15 protein-coding genes and 1 pseudogene are annotated in these 16,850 nt (G+C 38.0%); 2 read left to right on the forward strand and 14 right to left on the reverse strand.

Going from position 1 to position 16,850, the window contains the following annotated elements; genetic code table 11:
- Nucleotides 1–30 precede the first annotated feature (30 nt).
- From ABN212_RS11140 to ABN212_RS11175, 8 genes are all read right to left on the reverse strand, one after another.
- Nucleotides 31–921: a dihydrodipicolinate synthase family protein gene (locus ABN212_RS11140; RefSeq protein WP_100158564.1), complete on the reverse strand. Its 891-nt coding sequence runs from the start codon at nucleotides 919–921 to the stop codon at nucleotides 31–33.
- Nucleotides 922–1,093: 172 nt separating this feature from the next.
- A complete protein-coding gene (locus ABN212_RS11145) occupies nucleotides 1,094–1,981 on the reverse strand; it encodes a MurR/RpiR family transcriptional regulator (RefSeq protein WP_109373760.1) in 888 nt (295 codons plus the stop codon).
- 187 nt (nucleotides 1,982–2,168) lie between these two features.
- Entirely contained in the window at nucleotides 2,169–2,642 is a 474-nt protein-coding gene (gene nanQ / locus ABN212_RS11150) for an N-acetylneuraminate anomerase (protein ID WP_198620136.1), read from the reverse strand.
- A gap of 13 nt (nucleotides 2,643–2,655) precedes the next feature.
- Nucleotides 2,656–4,146, reverse strand: coding sequence for a sodium:solute symporter (locus tag ABN212_RS11155; RefSeq protein ID WP_198620137.1), 1,491 nt, complete (start codon nucleotides 4,144–4,146; stop codon nucleotides 2,656–2,658).
- Between the two features lie 50 nt (nucleotides 4,147–4,196).
- A complete protein-coding gene (gene nanK, locus ABN212_RS11160) occupies nucleotides 4,197–5,066 on the reverse strand; it encodes an N-acetylmannosamine kinase (RefSeq protein WP_109373763.1) in 870 nt (289 codons plus the stop codon).
- Nucleotides 5,063–5,761: an N-acetylmannosamine-6-phosphate 2-epimerase gene (locus tag ABN212_RS11165; RefSeq protein ID WP_109373764.1), complete on the reverse strand. Its 699-nt coding sequence runs from the start codon at nucleotides 5,759–5,761 to the stop codon at nucleotides 5,063–5,065. The genes nanK and ABN212_RS11165 overlap by 4 nt, the downstream gene beginning before the upstream one ends.
- A gap of 209 nt (nucleotides 5,762–5,970) precedes the next feature.
- Complete coding sequence (locus ABN212_RS11170; RefSeq protein ID WP_109373765.1) at nucleotides 5,971–6,666, reverse strand: oligogalacturonate-specific porin KdgM family protein; 696 nt, start codon at nucleotides 6,664–6,666, stop codon at nucleotides 5,971–5,973.
- Nucleotides 6,667–6,746: 80 nt separating this feature from the next.
- A complete protein-coding gene (locus ABN212_RS11175) occupies nucleotides 6,747–7,904 on the reverse strand; it encodes an N-acetylneuraminate epimerase (protein WP_349443229.1) in 1,158 nt (385 codons plus the stop codon).
- 953 nt (nucleotides 7,905–8,857) lie between these two features.
- Between ABN212_RS11175 and ABN212_RS11180 the strand changes: the two genes are divergently transcribed.
- A complete protein-coding gene (locus tag ABN212_RS11180; RefSeq protein WP_198620140.1) occupies nucleotides 8,858–10,174 on the forward strand; it encodes a sodium-dependent transporter in 1,317 nt (438 codons plus the stop codon).
- Nucleotides 10,175–10,261: 87 nt separating this feature from the next.
- Here the strand turns inward: ABN212_RS11180 and ABN212_RS11185 are convergent, their stop codons facing one another.
- From ABN212_RS11185 to ABN212_RS11200, 4 genes are all read right to left on the reverse strand, one after another.
- Nucleotides 10,262–11,632, reverse strand: a complete 1,371-nt coding sequence (locus ABN212_RS11185; RefSeq protein WP_198620141.1) for a class-II fumarase/aspartase family protein — start codon at nucleotides 11,630–11,632, stop codon at nucleotides 10,262–10,264.
- An 11-nt stretch (nucleotides 11,633–11,643) separates the two neighbouring features.
- Nucleotides 11,644–13,200, reverse strand: coding sequence for a PTS transporter subunit EIIC (locus ABN212_RS11190; protein ID WP_109374183.1), 1,557 nt, complete (start codon nucleotides 13,198–13,200; stop codon nucleotides 11,644–11,646).
- Nucleotides 13,201–13,534: 334 nt separating this feature from the next.
- The gene (locus ABN212_RS11195) at nucleotides 13,535–14,275 is read right to left on the reverse strand and encodes a MurR/RpiR family transcriptional regulator (RefSeq protein WP_109374182.1); all 741 of its coding nucleotides are present in this window, start codon (nucleotides 14,273–14,275) and stop codon (nucleotides 13,535–13,537) included.
- Between the two features lie 198 nt (nucleotides 14,276–14,473).
- A complete protein-coding gene (locus tag ABN212_RS11200) occupies nucleotides 14,474–14,719 on the reverse strand; it encodes a DUF2543 family protein (RefSeq protein ID WP_198620143.1) in 246 nt (81 codons plus the stop codon).
- A gap of 125 nt (nucleotides 14,720–14,844) precedes the next feature.
- Between ABN212_RS11200 and ABN212_RS11205 the strand changes: the two are divergent.
- Nucleotides 14,845–15,559, forward strand: a pseudogene (locus ABN212_RS11205) (RluA family pseudouridine synthase).
- 10 nt (nucleotides 15,560–15,569) lie between these two features.
- Here the strand turns inward: ABN212_RS11205 and ABN212_RS11210 are convergent.
- Together ABN212_RS11210 and ABN212_RS11215 are read right to left on the reverse strand one after the other, a co-directional pair.
- Nucleotides 15,570–16,052 (reverse strand): cold-shock protein, encoded by a 483-nt coding sequence (locus tag ABN212_RS11210; protein ID WP_349443230.1) that lies wholly within the window; start codon nucleotides 16,050–16,052, stop codon nucleotides 15,570–15,572.
- Nucleotides 16,053–16,153: 101 nt separating this feature from the next.
- Nucleotides 16,154–16,687 (reverse strand): DUF2058 domain-containing protein, encoded by a 534-nt coding sequence (locus ABN212_RS11215; RefSeq protein ID WP_198626260.1) that lies wholly within the window; start codon nucleotides 16,685–16,687, stop codon nucleotides 16,154–16,156.
- Between the last annotated feature and the right edge of the window lie 163 nt (nucleotides 16,688–16,850).

Raw genomic sequence — 16,850 nt, forward strand, 5'->3', positions numbered from 1 at the left:
TCTATAAATACTCAATCAAAATCAAATCAATTACAGAAAATTAGCAGCTTTAAACTTCGCGAGAGCATCTGCTGTTTGCTCTGCGGTCATTGGGCGTAATGGGCGACGAGGAGAGCCCACATCAATACCATGCAGTTGCATTGCCACTTTTCCTGCCGCAACGCCGCCGTATTCGACTAACACACGAATAATCGCAATCACTTTATCCATGCAAGCGGTCACACCTTCATGATCACCCGCTTTAAATTTTTCAATAATTTCAAGGTATAATGGCGCAGCATAGTTATAAGTACTGCCGACTGCACTTAATGCACCACAGGCTAATCCAGCAGGAATAAATTCATCAACCCCAAATGGGATGTCATATTTTCCACCATCTACACGTAAGCAACGCTGGAATTCATACATATCAGGAGAGTTAAATTTCATACCTGATAGATTTGGGATAGCTTTACCCGCAGCTTGTAAGAATTTTTCCATATCAATGCTTAAGCCTGACATCGTGGAATGATAATAATAAAAACCTTTTGATGGCGCACTGGCGGCGGCTAAACGGCAATATTCAACCAAGTCATCAACATTGCCTGGCTTAAAGAAACAAGGACCAATCACTGATGTTGCTTTGATATCTAATGTCTCAGCATGGCGAGCAAGTTCTAGTGTATCCGCAATGCTCAATGCACCCGTGTGAATAATAAGGTCTAGTTTACCCTGACTGGCATCAACCCAGCGTTCGGCTACCTTCTTACGTTCTTCAACAGAGCAATGAATACCTTCACCCGTTGTTCCTAATACATAAGCACCCGTCACACCGCTTGCTATAAGGTGTTTTGCTATCTCATCAATGACAGGATAATTAACGCTACCGTCAGTCGCAAATGGGGTATGAGGTGCGGCAATCAGTCCAGAGAGTTTGTTCATGATCACTTCCTTTGGAGGTTAATTTCTTTATTGTTTAATTTATGGAGTTTGACTCTATATTAGAGAGCTATACTTCAGAACGCAATAACGAAATGAGCGTTAAAGGAAGAGAAAAATGAAAGTGTGATCTTTCGCCAATTTTCGCAAAAAATCACACAATGCAGAAATGAGCTTACGCGGAATGAGTCTGTTTTAACGCATTCAGTGTTCGTAGTTTTTGCTCCTTGACCATTTCTGGTTGAGCTTGAACTAACAAGGTATAGAGGAGATCCAACACAAAGAGTTGTGCTGTTTTTGTGCCAATAGAGTCGCCTTGCAATTTCCCTTGTCGATTACCATTAATCAAATGATAGTCCGCATGTTCCATAATTTGTGAACCCAAATTATGAGTCAGTGCAATGGTATGGGCTCCCGCTTCTTTTGCCAATTTAAGGGAATGAACCGTTTCTGGTGAATTACCTGAGTGGCTAATACCAATAGCAACATCACCCGGTTTTAATAACGAGGCTTGCATATACATAAAATGGTTATTTGTCACCGCATCAACACGATAACCAATTCGCATTAATTTATTTTTTAGATCTTCCGCCGTTATACCTGAAGAACCAACACCACAGATAAAAATATAATTTGCTGACAATAAAGCATCTACAGCGCCTTGAACTTGCTTCATATCGAGCAGATTCAATGTCTCTGATAGTACGTTATTAATCGTTGCTTGAAGTTTTAAACCAATGGTATGGATATCGTCTTGATGAGTGACTTCTGCATCAAGAATAGGTGACTCTTCATTATCAGAGGTCGCCATTTCAATCGCCAAATCCATTTTAAAATCTTGAAACCCTTTATAACCCAATGTGCGACAAAAACGCACAACCGTCGCTTCACCCGCTTTTGTCGCTTGTGAAAGTTGAGCAATAGAGAGCTGAGTAACTTCTGTAGGATGGAACAGGATATAGTCTGCAATACGCTGTGATACTCGCGTTAGACTATTTTTCATTGCGCCTAGCGTATCAAGTATTTTACCCGGCTTTAATCGGGTCGTTGCCTGTTCTGTCATGGAGATTATCCTTGGTTGCAGCGGATACACGGAAAAAATTCTGCTAACAAGAGTACCAATTCCAACAGGTTAAAAAAAGCCTTGCTCATACAATAATGTGATAATAAAAAACGCTTTATTCCTTATATCATCAGAATACAACTTACTGATACATCAGAAATAAAGCGCTTAATAAAAACAGTAATTGTTAGTCAGTCAATGCGGCGACATCCAACTTAACGACTACTTTCTTCAGTGTATTTGCACCCTTTTCAGCCGAAATTCCCGGTTTATGAGGTTCATAAGGCATAAAAACAGCAAACATGCTTGGTGTAAGCGTTAAGGTCTGTTGACCTATTATTGTATCGGTTAGTTGATAATCATCAGCCTCATTATAAGGCGTCACATCTTGAGCTGAGCCCTGTATACCAAAATCAATAATTTCCTCACCAGATAGCAATATCTGAATATCAATATAACGCTGATGTAACTCTGCACGTTTTTGCTCACGAGGCTGCGTGTCAAACGTCATCACATTCATAAACAACGTTTCACCGTCAATTTTATAACTACCCGGTGCGAGAGATGCGGGATCAAGTGCGAGTGCTTTTTCCATCGCGTTACGCAGTGTTGAATTCATTTCTGGCATCAAAGCCAAATCTGATATGTGTCCAAATAACATAGGTTATCCCCTATTAATTCCCTGATGTTTCATTGTCATCTAATGAAATTTGTTTTGCTGAGGCGAAAAGAGGCGCTGTAATTGTTCCTGCTATTACCACAGACATTGCACCGATCACACCGTAGAAGAAGAAGTTAAGATCACTGCCATAACGAGCCGCTAATACCGCAATAATACTGACGATAATACCCACCACGGCACTGCCTGCATTGGCACGTTTAACAAAAATACCCAACATAAACAGACCTGTCATTGGGCCACCCATTAAGCCAATCAGGCTGTTAAAGGCATCCCAAATTTCAGACTCATCAGATAAAACTAACCAAATTGCGGCAAGGCTACTGAACACACCCGCTACGATAATCACTAATCTTGCGACTTTCATTTTTTGTTCAGCACGGCGTTCTACTTTACTTAAACGAGTATAAATATCTGAGTTAAAGCAACTTGAAATACTGTTTAAGCTACTCGAAATACTCGATTGAGCCGCAGCAAAAATAGCAGCGATAATTAATCCAGCAATACCGACAGGCATTTCGGTCACAATAAATAGAGGTAGAATACCACCTGTATTAAAGCCTTCAGGTAAGAAACTAGGATTCTGTTTGTAATACACAAACAAGGCCGAGCCAATAGCGAAGAAGAAAATAGGAATAATGGCAACTAATTTAGCGTTTGTTATCAGTGTACGCTTAGTTTCTTCAATGGAATCCGTCACAATATAACGCTGTACGACATCCTGACTTGCGGTAAATTGCTGAATATTCGCGAATAAAAATCCGATCATCAAAACAGGAATGGTGCTATCAGTCCAACTCCAACGTAATTGTGTCGCAGGGAAGAATTTATCTGCCTGTGATGTTGCAGTGAAAATTTCACTAATTCCGCCATCAACTTTAAAGCAGATCATAATAAAGATAAGCACTGCGCCACCTGATAGTAATAACCCTTGAATAACGTCAGTCCAAATAACGCCTTCAATGCCACCCATCCAAGTATAAACAATACATAGCAAGCTAATCAGCACAATTAATACAACGGGATCGATACCCATAAAAGGACGCAAAGCAAGTACAGTTAAATAAGTAATAATTGCCACTCGACCAATATGGAATAACATAAATGAAAGGCTGGCAAATAAACGGCTGCGTATATCAAAACGCGCTTCTAAATATTCATAAGCCGAGGTGATTTTTAATTTTCTAAAAAACGGAATATAGAAATAAAAGACTAATGGCAAAATAGCGATCGCTAAATATTGCCCAATAATGAAAGTCCAGTCTGAGGTATAAGCCTTTGCAGGAATAGACATAAACGTAATCGAGCTTAATGTGGTTGCAAAGACGGAAACACCCGCAGCCCAACCAGGAACGCGACCTCCGCCACGGAAATAATCATCCGCGGTTTTTTGACGTTTAGAGAAATAAACACCAACGAGTAGCATTGCTGCTAAATAACCAAACAGCACTGCATAATTAATGAAACCAAAATCATGTAATTGCATTTTTTAGTCCTGCCATATGTAGGGTAAAAGGTAAGTTTTACGACAGTTTTTTATTGCTCTCTAGCCCACAGGACAGCGCCCCAGAGCCCGGCATCATGATGGTAGTGAGCCGATAAAATCGGCACTTGTAATGCTAATGGCTGTTGTGTCATGGCTGCTTGAACGAGTTCTATATACCCTTTCGCTAGCCCAACACTACCGCCAAGAACGACACAATCGGCATCGGTTGTGGCTTTAATATCTGTTACCAAATTTGCAATTGTGTTTGCTGAGTGCTCAATAATTGATTTTGCTTGTGAATTTCCCTGATGAAAGGCAGCAAAAATCGCTTTAGCATCTTTTCCTGCAAGCTCTCCAGTTGCCTGTGCGGCAATCGCACGACCTGAAGCGATGGCTTCAACGCAACCATAGCGACCACAGCCACAACGTGGGCCATGAGGATCTGCTAAGGTGTGACCTAAATGGCCTGCAATACCTCGTTTTCCTGTAAAAAGTTGTCCTTGTTGAATAACGCCACCGCCAACACCTGTCGATACAGTGATAAACGCCATATCAGAAATAGTTTCACGACGATAATCATATTCAGCCCATGTTGCGGCTTGAGCATCATTCAGTAACCAACATGGCAACCCCGTGATCGCAGATAACGTTTCTTTTAAAGGAAAATCCTTTAATCCGCCTAAGTTATCCGGATTCAGAGCCGTTAAAATGCCATTACAAATAATGCCTGTTGATGCCACGGCAACACTATCAGCATGGTTTTTTAGTGGTGTCGTAATAGCAACGAGTGCTTCATAAAGTTGTGTTGGTGATGCACTTGCGGGTGTGGTGATCTGCGTATGTTGTGTCAATTGGTTATCTCGGCTAATTAATGCTGCCGAAATTTTTGTTCCTCCAATATCAATGGCTAATGTATTCATTTATCTAACTCCTGCTGCCACTTTAATGCTTGAGTGAACCAATCACAGACATGCTCAAGACGTGTTAATGCAGAGCCTACAGTGACAGCCCAAGCACCCGCATGCATACCTCTTGCTGCCATCATCGGTGTGTTATAACGCCCTTCAGCAATCACTCGGCATCCTTTTTCAGCCAATGCAGTGACCAGCTGTAAATCAGGCAGCTTTGGTATTTCGCCACCGGTATAGCCCGACATCGTTGAACCAATAAATTCGGTGCCCAACTCTTGGCAATACATGCCTTCGTCAAAGGTGGCGCAATCCGCCATCGCCAATTTTCCTAAACGATGAATATGAGCTAATAACGTTTTCACGGGTACAGGACGCACACGATCAGTACCATCAAAAGCAATAATATCTGCACCTGCGGTGGCTAATTCTTCAATATCACTGAGCCACGGTGTGATCCTTACAGGGCTATCAGGCAAATCACGCTTCACAATGCCAATAATCGGCACATCAATAAGAGGACGCGTTGCTTTTAAATTATCAATTCCCTCAATACGTACTGCGATTGCACCTGCATTTACTGCGGCTTGAGCCATAGCAGCGACAATTTCGGGCTTATCCATTGGACTATTATCAACTGGCTGGCAAGACACGATTAATCCGCCTTTTTGCTGAATATCCTTAGTCATTTTTTCAATTAGCGCCATTTTGAACTCACTGTTCTCTTTTTTGAAATACAACTCCAAATTATAATATTTTACGGAGTTTAATTTCTCAATCAAAAAAATAACAATTTGTGAAGAAGATCAAACAATAACCACAGCCATATAACCAACTGATAAATAAACAAAATAAAAAGGAAGAATGATGTCTCCACCACTCTTCCTGTTTTTTACTTTGTTTTCATTAAGTAAAATCAGAAATGGAACTGTAACCCAACACGATAACGCGTCTGACGAGCATCACTAAGTGGGCTTACTGCCATATTGCCAATTTCAATATAAGGCGTGAATGTGCTGTTGATTTGATAAGAGAAAGCGACGTTATGCTCATAATTACGTTTTTTATTATCGTATTTTATGGCATCGCTATACATTTGCGTGTAGTCATATTCCACTTTAAATTTGTTATATTTATAACCAATAAAACCATCAAAACGATTTGTCTTTTCGTCATCAACACCCTGTTTTGTTTTACGGGCATAATCAAAACGATAACGCCCTGCAATATATAAACCACTATCAAAATTATATTGTGCTTTTAAATAAGGTTTATATATAGAAGTATCGGTAACTGTTTCGAAAATAAGACCAGGTTGTAATGTGACATTATTATTTAATTTATGATTGTAGCTTAACCCCATTTCAATGGCATTATTAACAACATCACTAAATAATTTATCTTTTTCACCATCAACACCACCTGATTTGACACTCGCATCAATATAAAAACCAATACCATTTGAAAAAGAATGAATAAATGCAATTCTATCTTTATTAATTCGTGTCGAATCTGCATATTCATGACGGAAGTCTAATGTAGTCGCATATAATTGAGATGACATTAATAAAGTACAGCATGCCAATAAAAGTTTTTTCTTTTTATTTGCCATAATATTTACCTAAATAGGTAAGACTCCCTGAATAAATCAGGGGTCTTAATGGGTTATTTTAATTTATATGTAGGGAGAGATTATTCAATAATTAATTGTTTATCTTTCATCGTTAAAGTAATAACTGAATTAACAGCTTCACCTTTATTTGTTTCACCTCCGATTAAATAAAGTGAATTATCATGTGAGATAGTGACACCATAGCCAAGAGGAAGCGGTAATTCGCCAATGACTTTCCATTGATTATTAATAAAGCCATAAATTTCTTTATGCCATGTTTTTTCTAGTCCTTGGTGTGCAAAATAATGTTGCTGTGCATAGTTTGCCTGAGAACCCGGAAAATTAGCCCCTCCAGCAACCAGCAAGGTGTGCATGCTGTAACCCGCAAATGCACCTGCTAAGCCGTCTTGTTGCTGATCAGGTGTAGGATTTGGTAGCTTTTGTGCTACCGTGTCCCATTGTAATTGGTTGTTTTTAAATGTCGCTGTTTGTACTTCACTGGTTCGTAATCCCGGTTTTATTTCACCATTTATTAAGGTGATTTTATTACCATCATAAGCTAATGCCGAACCCGCCGTTCCATTAAATGGCATAACACCTAATAATCGCCATTGATTACTTTCAGCGTTATATTCCATTATATTTCGATTAAAGAAGTAACCTTCCGCAGGTTTATTAAAATAATCACTGATGACTTTTTTATTTTCAGATCCATTCTCTTTGGTGCGGTTTAAATCAACAAAGTAACCATCAAAAATTTGTTGATTAACACCACCAAGAATAATAGCTTCATGGTTGTTAATATTGATAGCAGCATGCCCAACTAATCCGTAAGGCGCTCGCGTATTCACTTTTTCCCATTTATTTTCTTTAGGTAAATAACGATAAACTTCTGTGAGTGCAATAATAGTTTCACTCTCTTTATTTTCTTTTCCCGCACCACCAAATACATAAATATCGTTATTTAATGCTAGTGCAATGGCCTGGTCTCTTTGTGTACCAGGAAAGTCTGCTATTTTTTCCCATTGTTTTGTTTGATTATTAAGATCAAGCTTATACCAAGATTTTCCTGCTGTGCCTAAACCAATATAAATAACATTTTTGTTGATTGTTCCTGCCCCACTTTTAAATGTGACAGGTAAGTTAGGAAGTTTTTCTGCAAAGCTAGTAGAGGTGAATATTGCTGACACTAGCATTACAGAGAGACAGGCGTAAGATATTTTCTTTATTCTGTTCATACTTATTAGCTCTTATTATTGTCATCAAGTAGGGTGTTTTTTGTATATTGAAGATCACTCCAATATATAATTATTTTCGGAGTTAAACTTCAAATCGATCTTTTCTGAATTGTGAAGACGATCAAAATGTCTATTTTTTAGCCTTATATTTTTATAACTTTCCTTAAATCAAATTTAGGAATAAAAATCTGACATTGGAATAAAAAGTAGTCACAATAATTTATTGTTGAGATTTTATGCAGAATATAATGTTACTTCTTTTACAGTAAAATTTTTTTATAAAAGAGATAAGAATGGAGTTTTATTTCAAGAGCCTTTTTAATCGATTTAATCCCCATTTTCACCTTGTGTGCTAACTAGGGAGTAAAAGAGTCATAAAGAACTTTCAATTAATCAGGAATTATTCCAATTAAATTTTTTAAATATAATCAATAAGATATAAAAATAAAATAATGTTTAATAACCGTTTCGACATTTTTGCTGATGCTCACCTTACACAAATAAGGTTAATTCCATGACTTATTACGACATTTATCTATTGGCATCAGAAAAACATTTAGAAATAAAAATTAACACTGAATTCCAATAAAATTTATTTCTTTAGTTTGAATTTATGATATAAATAACAAATACGCATTTTGAAAAACAATATTTCATATTGCATTGCGATGATATCCATTTCAATAAAGAGCAAAAAGATGAATATGAACACTAACAACCGACTTTTAGGCCTAAACCTACTACTACTTCGTTAGGTGGCCACGCTTATTCATCTTTTGCAAAAGCCACCAGTAAGGTGGTTTTTTTGTTTGTAACCTACTGGTGGAACTGATTTTTTAGGGGAGTTCTATGATGTTTAGTTTCACCACAAAGGTTATGAATTACAATGTTTTATCTGCAATTCGTTGTTTGCCAGCTACCTCCATCACTAAAATAATTAAATCGGAGGCAAAATGAGCCAGCAATGGACATCACGAGTCGGCCATATCTTAGCAGCCGCAGGCTCTGCAATCGGTATTGGCGCAATCTGGAAGTTTTCTTATGTCGCTGCCAATAATGGTGGTGGTGCATTCTTAATCGTCTTCTTATTATTTAGTTTTATTATCGGGCTTGCGGTATTACTGGCTGAAAATATATTAGGCAGTAGCACACACGCCGAAGCAGTTAATGCATTTAAGAAAATGATGGGGCGCAATTGGGTCATTATAGGCGTTATTGGTGTATTCAGTTCATGGTGTATTTATAGCTTCTATAGTGTTGTCGGTGGTTGGACAATTGGCTATACCGTTATGGCGGCAACAGGTCAGTTGAATATTACAGATAGCGCTGAATTAACGGGTATTTTTACCCGCTTTATTAGTGATCCTTTATGGCCTATTTTGGCTCACCTTGCTTTTGCTGGATTAACCTGTTTTGTGGTTTTAGCAGGTGTACAACGCGGATTAGAAAAAGCCGTTAAAATCATGATGCCAATGTTATTTATCATTATGATTTTATTGATTATTGTTGGTATTAGCTTACCTGGTTCTTCTGAAGGCTTAAAATTATTTTTATACCCTGATTTCAGCAAATTAACCCCTCAAGGCGTATTAGATGCGTTAGGGTTAGCCTTCTTCTCACTGTCTATCGGTTTAGGTATTCACATCACTTACAGTGCTTATTTAGCGGATAATAAAGGTATCGCTAACTCCAGTATGTGGGTGGTTATTCTGTCTTGTATGGTATGTGTACTTGCCGGATTAATGATTTTCCCTGCATTATCTGCCGCAGGCTTAGAGCCTAATGCGGGCCCAGGTTTAACCTTTATGACCATGCCAGTTTACTTTGCTAACTTACCTGGTGGCAATATTTTAGCCGTGACGTTCTTTGTCTTGTTATTAATGGCAGCGTTAACTTCTGCAATTTCATTACTGGAACATATCGTCGCTTACGTACAGATGCGTTTTCAGTGGACACGCCGTCGTGCAGGGTTAGTCGTAACCGCATCGATTATGTTGATGGGTATTCCAGTGTCATTATCTTTTGGACCGATGAGTGACGTGACGCTGGGGGGCAAAACAGTCTTCGATTTGTTGGATTACCTGACTTCTAATATTTTGATGCCACTGTTTGGTATTGCAATGTGTTTAATCTTTGGTTGGTCACGTAGAGCGAATGCCTTTATTCCTGAAAATATCACAGGATTAAAACGTCAAAGCTTATTATTGGTATGGCGTTATATTGGGCCAATTTGTATCGGGATTATTTTAGTGCATGGTTTGATTGGTTAGTCATCAGCAAAAAGAGCCACTCAAAATGAGTGGCTCTCGACTTAACTGATAATGATTTATTGATGGATACTTGATAACTTTTACGACTTATTTATAGCTTTGCTTAATTTCTTGAGCCGCCACTAATCCACGTTTTGCTTCTTTTTCAGCAAGTTCAACAGATAAACCGATATAAGAACGAGGATCAAGCATTGCCTTAATTTCATCTGCATTAAATGCCGCTGTAATGGTTTCATTCTTCATCAGATTAGTGTAAAAATCTTCACCATCTGCCGCCGTTTTAATGGCTTCTTCATATAACAATGAATGCGCTTTATCTTTGCCTAATTTTTCTGCCATTTTCATCATAACGTATTCGGTATTATCTAAACCCTTATTTCTCATCACGTTATGTAGCATTCTCTCTTCATGAGGAACGATGGTTCTTGAAAGCTCTTCCGTTCTTAGCAAAATTTCTGTTGTTAATTCTAATGCTTCTTCAATTAAGCCATCGAATAACATATAAGAGCTGCTATCGCCCTCGTATGGTCTTACTGCGGAATACATGCCCACATTCGGTAATGAGTAAAGCTTTTGTGAGTTAGCGATAATTCCTTTGGCTAATTTTGGATTAATTTTATGAGGCATCGTGCTACTACCCACAGTGCCTTTTGTAAATCCTTCAGAAACTTCAGCAATTTCTTCTAACGTGGTGCTATACACTTCTTCACCCATTTTATGGCAGATATTTGCCATCAATGCCAAATTCATCATGTACTCTAATTTATGCGTACTTAGGTTACGTGATGGGACTTCCATTGCTTGCATACCCACTAATTCAGCAACGCGTTTTTGTACTTTCATCCCCACTTCAGGCATGGAGTTAAAAGCACCTACTGCGCCCCCCATCATGATAGTGAATACACGCTTTTCACACTCTTTCATACGCTGGTAGCAATCAATAAAATCACTGATCCAAACAGACACTTTATAACCATAAGTAATTGGAATAGCATGGCGACCGTGTGTTCTACCTGCCATCACCATATGTTTGGTTCTTTCAGCGAGATTTGATAAGTTTTCGATGATCTCGCTTAACAACAACATAAATTTGTTGTGTACCGTTTTCATCATATACAGCTGTGAACTTTGCTGTATATTTTGAGTGGTAATGCCGTAGTGCACATATTTACCACTCTCTTCAGAGCATGCATTCACCAGTACTTTTAAGAAAGGCACAAAGCCATGACCGATTTTTTGATAAATACGGTTCATCTCTTCGAAATCGATATTCTCAATAATCGCCTTTTCTTTAATTTCATCTGCGGCAGACTGTGGAATAAAACCGTATTCAGCTTGTGCTTGCGCTAACATGGCTTCAAACATCAACCAAGTTGAATATTTCGCTTCATTGGACAGCAGATTTTTTATACCGCGATCGTCGATTGTTTTACTTTTAGAATCGTATAACGCTCTCATCATGTATCCTTTTATTTCTTCATTGCTTCATCAACAGCATTGCGAACAAATTCGACTTTAGGGCCATAAACGACATGGACATGGTTTGCTGCCGGAAAGAAGAATGCTGTACAGCCAGACTCTAACATTAACTCTTTATCTATTTGATTAACTTCATTAATATCGATACGTAATCGTGTAATACAGTTATCAACATTACGAATATTTTGTTTGCCACCTAACGCTTGAATAAGAATTTCTGCAATTTCGCCATAACGTTTTTCTTTGATTAACGTATTTTTCATATTGCTTGATTCTTCTCTACCTGGTGTTTTGATATCAAATTTGACGATAGCCCAGTAGAAAATAAAGTAGGTCACAACAGCCAGTGCGCTACCAATCAACACTAAGAAGATCCAGTTAGTATGTTCGTACAGTAAACCAAAGATGGTGAAATCAAAGACTGTGCCTCGAATATAACCAATCGCAACTCCCGCAAAAGAGAGCAGAACAGCGCCAATACCGACGATAATCGCGTAAATTAAGTAGAGTAACGGCGCGATAAAGACGAAAGTAAATTCAAGTGGCTCAGTAACGTTACCTAACATTGCCGTTAAGACCATCGTCACCAGCATCGATTTAACTTCAGCGCGATTTTCTTTCTTCGAGGTTTTATAAATTGCTAATGCAATCGCAGGGAATAGGAACAACGTAACCAACATTTGTTGTTGAGCCATAAAGCGCGTTAGGCTTGGCATCATTGCCCAATATTCACTACTTGGCCCTTGATTAAACAATACTTCGGTCATTGCTGGCACAACACCCACATAGGTTTGACCTTCAATAACATAAGAGCCACCCGCTTCGGTAAATCTAAACAGAACGTTCCAAACATGGTGTAAACCAAATGGAATAAATAGACGTTCACCACCCGCGGTAAAGAAAGGCCCGACAGGGCTTAAGAAGACAGCCGAGAGCTTAGTTAAGCCCATGACTAATACTTCCCAAATAAATGGCAATAATGCGCCTACGCCTATCATCAATCCGACCATAATAATGGCGACAGATTTTTTCCCTGAGAAGAAAGCAAATGCAGTTGGTAATTCCAGGTTATAGAATTTATCCGTTGCCCATGCGGCGATTAATCCCGTGATAATCCCCCCTGCTGCACTGATATTCATGGTTTGGATACCAAGCACCTTGATTTGCCCCACTTGCGTCATAATCGCAGGATCAGCCAATTTTCCTGTCAATACCAGCCAGATATTGATAGTACTTATCAAGGTTAAATAGCCGACAACAGAGGCAAAGACCGCTATCCCCTTATCTTTGTGGCTCATACCATATGCCACACCCATTGCAAATAAGAGAGGGATATTGTCAAACACAACGCCCGCAATAGAACGGATACTCACTAACAATGCGTTGACGGTTTCATTTCCTAAGAAAGGAAAGCGTGCAATCATATAAGACTGAACTAAAGCACCACTGATCCCCAATATCATACCGATTGGTGCCAATACGCCGATAGGTAGAAGTAGGGTTCTACCAAAGCGCTGAATAGATTCGCTGAACTTTTTCCTGGCCATATTTTTTTCCTTATGACTTCTCGAATATAAAAGAATTACAGAGGTACTCTATCTTAGGGATTATAGGAAATGAATGACGCGCTGGTTTTAAATATTATCTCAGGTCATATTTTATGACTTAGGTCTTTTTGTTAATTATCGATGTAATAAAGAACAATGAATAAATCCTTTTATTCTATTAAATAATATTTATTTTAGGGTTGAGAAGTAAGATTGAAAAGAAAAGCTATTTTAGAATAAATAACGATTAATCTAACAAGATATATTAATATTATTCACGCTTTAATAATTAAAAATAGTATTTAATAAATCATATAAGCTCTATTATCCCTTTTTAAAGTAGATTTTCTAACTCATTAATCAGTAAATCCACCAGCATAAAAAATCCAATTCGTGATTTGGTATCATCTTTTTTAGTATCATGATTATCAGCAAAACAAAATAGAGCATGAGTTGCATAAGTGGTTAATTCATTGGTATTAAATGCTGTCATACTAATGATGTTAGCATCTTTTAGCTGCACGATTTTTGCTGTCTCGATGATTTTCTTAGTGCCACCAGAAAGAGAGATAAAGATAACCGTGTCATCTTCATTAACAAGACGTGTAAACGAATCAGATAAGTTGTAATCATTAATAAAAAAGCAATGCAGACCTAATGCAAACAATAGGTGTTCAAGGTAATACCCTACGGCTTTGCTTGTACCTCTTGCAACAATAAAAATATTCCTAGAATGGCGTAAGGTTTTTGCACACTCCTGAATTTGTTCTTCATTAATTAAGGTAAATGTTTTATGAATATTTTTTTCTAATTGTTTTTTATAAGATGCCGCATTCGTTTTTTCGACTTTATTTTTCGTCAAAATATAATTATTAATTTGGAATTTAAGCTCTTTAAATCCACTAAATCCTAATTTTTGCGATAAATTAATGATAACCGTTTTTGATACAAAGGTTTTGGCGACTAAATCATTAATATTTAAATACGGAATATCCGCAATATTATCGGTGAGATATTTTAATACTTTCTTTTCGCTGATCGTCAAATTGTCATAATTTTTTAAAAAATCCAGCATATCTCACCCAATAAATTAATCTAAAATATCTAATGAAAACAGCAAACATCAAAAAAGCAGTTCGGTTATTTTTTACGAGTTTATGTGAAATAAAGTGCATAACGAGTATACGTTAAATCATACAGTTATGTAGGATCAGAGTGACATTTTGTGAATTAGGATAATATTGAGCCCATTTTTTAATGAGCCCAATACGTATTATTCGTTACCCCAGCGATTAAGAAACATGGCGATATCATCAATGCGTTTTTTATCAATACCCGCTTCTTTTGCCATCTCTTGCTGTGCGTTTTCGCTAATTTCTTCGTTATTCATTAATCGTGTAAGTAGTAACTGGAAGTAGAGAGCCAGCGCATCTGCTTCAGCCTCAGCAACAGGCTCTATCGATTCCATCGCATACTCTTCTACCATGTCATAATATTTAAAATGAATGTCATTGTTCATCGGTTGTCCTCAGGGATTAACGTTTATACTCGTCGTATTCAAATTACTAAGAGTATATCTCTACATTCGCCTGTTAACCTAAAATTCGCTATCATCCATTTCCTTCTTTTTCTGCGGATAAGCTGATGTCTACGATTATCGATACTTTTATTGCCCCACCTTGCCATGATGAAATCGAGATCCTTTATCAAGACGAGCACTTAGTGCTTATCAATAAGCCAACAGGGCTACTCAGTCTGTCAGGAAAGAATCCAGAAAACATCGACTCAGTACACTATCGATTAGTGAAGCTATTTCCGGGTTGTACGCTTGTTCATCGACTTGATTTTGGTACATCTGGATTGATGGTTGTGGCACGCAATAAAACAATCAATGCTCTTTTGTGTCAGCAATTTAGCCAGCGCAGTGTAACCAAAGTATACAGCGCTACTGTGCGGGCATTTAGATGATAATGAAGGAATAATCGATGCGCCGATTGCAAAAGATACGGCTCTGTTCCCACGTATGTCGATTAGCCCCATTAATGGCAAACCCGCGCGCTCTCGCTACCACGTTATTGAACGTTTTTATCATACGTTAGAAGATGGAACGTTATTGCCTTTAACGCGAGTACAATTTATGCCTGAAACAGGGAGAACTCATCAACTTCGTATTCACAGCCAGTTTATAGGGCATCCTATTTTAGGTTGTGATTTATATGGTGGGTGCGACGGAGATTTAATTGAAGGAATAGAAGGAACTGAACGGACTCCGCGACTTATGCTTCATGCGAGTGAACTTCATTTTGTTCATCCCATTAGCCAAGCACCCATAAAAGCGCGCTGCGAGAGCCCGTTTTAAATATCGATATTTACAGTTTAAGTGCTTTTACTGTTTCATCGATATCAAGTTCATCTTCAGTAAAAACTATTTCTGTTCCGTGCATTGTGGTGATCGCAAGCTTTCTCAACGTGCGCATATTATTGGCGTCATCCGCTGATTTTGGTCTGATGCTATTCATTAAAGTACCGACAGAAAGTATGGTGTTTTCTTTATTGATATGCGTATCTGCGGGCACATCTTCACTATAAATTCGAAATGATTTAATGGATGTCAGTTTAACTCGCTCACCTGCAATATAGACATATTTGCTGTCTGGGATCACTTTCACCGCGTAAGCAGATAGACCTTTAGTATTTGTGGTTGGTTCAAACGTGACATTTGCATCTGTTTTTATCAAAGCAGGGTTGGCAACTTTAATCACATGAAAATAACGGTTATCACCGTTTTCATCTTTAATAAATCCAAAACCTTTATCTTCAAACCACTTTGTGATTATTCCGTTCATTGCCATTATCGCCTACTTAATCGTTTATCTACAAAAATTTCCAGATGCAGTATAAAGCACAATGCTTATACAGACTATGTCTTTGAGGTAATAAGCTACTTTGCTTATTACCACATCAAATCATCTGGGATTTTAAAATCAGCATAAGGATCGTCTTCATCTTGTTCTGTTTCGCTAAGTGCGTTATTTAACAAGATACAGTCCACATCTCTTTGTGTAATTTTATCCGCAACACTTGCTGGAATAATCGCATATTCAGTTTTATCTGCACTATCCAGACGAGCAATGGCGAGACGTCCATTAATCAATTGAGATTGTGTCAGTTTATCCACTACGATATTTTTAATCACATTATTGTCAGTGAAGTTAAAATCAATATCGCCTGTTGCTGGCGTAATTCTATTCATCTCAATAAGTTGCTTAACTTGCGCTTTATACTCTTTAGATAAAGTTGCTTGTTTTTGTTGCTCACTAAGCAGTTTATCGCGCTCAAGTTGGGCTTTTTTATTTTCTTCCACGGCTTCTCTTGCTTCTCGTGCCTGAACGCGTGATTTTTTCGCCGTTCTTTGAACTTTCGCCATTTTTTTACTGGTCACAAGCCCTGCTTTTAACATTTGTTCTTGTAAGGTAAGTTTTGCCATTTTTATGCCTAAATCTGCTAAATAATTTTTGAAATTATACCTGTAATTTCCAAGAGTGCATCAGATTGTGAGTGTGATGGGTTATTGGAGGAAATAGGCCTTGTGAGATTTGAACCAATGAGTGCATTCAGAGTATATTGGAAAAACTATCGTCAAACTTTCT

This window comes from Proteus genomosp. 6 (assembly GCF_040139785.1).
In the GTDB taxonomy this organism is placed as follows: domain Bacteria; phylum Pseudomonadota; class Gammaproteobacteria; order Enterobacterales; family Enterobacteriaceae; genus Proteus.

Excerpts from the sequence above, each read along its gene's own strand:
- ABN212_RS11210 (WP_349443230.1), bottom strand. The coding sequence starts at position 16,052 with ATGGCAATGAACGGAATAATCACAAAGTGGTTTGAAGATAAAGGTTTT.
- ABN212_RS11215 (WP_198626260.1), bottom strand. The coding sequence starts at position 16,687 with ATGGCAAAACTTACCTTACAAGAACAAATGTTAAAAGCAGGGCTTGTG.
- ABN212_RS11180 (WP_198620140.1), top strand. The coding sequence starts at position 8,858 with ATGAGCCAGCAATGGACATCACGAGTCGGCCATATCTTAGCAGCCGCA.
- ABN212_RS11165 (WP_109373764.1), bottom strand. The coding sequence starts at position 5,761 with ATGGCGCTAATTGAAAAAATGACTAAGGATATTCAGCAAAAAGGCGGA.
- ABN212_RS11200 (WP_198620143.1), bottom strand. The coding sequence starts at position 14,719 with ATGAACAATGACATTCATTTTAAATATTATGACATGGTAGAAGAGTAT.
- ABN212_RS11175 (WP_349443229.1), bottom strand. The coding sequence starts at position 7,904 with ATGAACAGAATAAAGAAAATATCTTACGCCTGTCTCTCTGTAATGCTA.
- nanK (WP_109373763.1), bottom strand. The coding sequence starts at position 5,066 with ATGAATACATTAGCCATTGATATTGGAGGAACAAAAATTTCGGCAGCA.
- ABN212_RS11170 (WP_109373765.1), bottom strand. The coding sequence starts at position 6,666 with ATGGCAAATAAAAAGAAAAAACTTTTATTGGCATGCTGTACTTTATTA.
- ABN212_RS11145 (WP_109373760.1), bottom strand. The coding sequence starts at position 1,981 with ATGACAGAACAGGCAACGACCCGATTAAAGCCGGGTAAAATACTTGAT.
- ABN212_RS11140 (WP_100158564.1), bottom strand. The coding sequence starts at position 921 with ATGAACAAACTCTCTGGACTGATTGCCGCACCTCATACCCCATTTGCG.
- ABN212_RS11155 (WP_198620137.1), bottom strand. The coding sequence starts at position 4,146 with ATGCAATTACATGATTTTGGTTTCATTAATTATGCAGTGCTGTTTGGT.
- ABN212_RS11195 (WP_109374182.1), bottom strand. The coding sequence starts at position 14,275 with ATGCTGGATTTTTTAAAAAATTATGACAATTTGACGATCAGCGAAAAG.
- ABN212_RS11185 (WP_198620141.1), bottom strand. The coding sequence starts at position 11,632 with ATGAGAGCGTTATACGATTCTAAAAGTAAAACAATCGACGATCGCGGT.
- ABN212_RS11190 (WP_109374183.1), bottom strand. The coding sequence starts at position 13,200 with ATGGCCAGGAAAAAGTTCAGCGAATCTATTCAGCGCTTTGGTAGAACC.
- nanQ (WP_198620136.1), bottom strand. The coding sequence starts at position 2,642 with ATGTTATTTGGACACATATCAGATTTGGCTTTGATGCCAGAAATGAAT.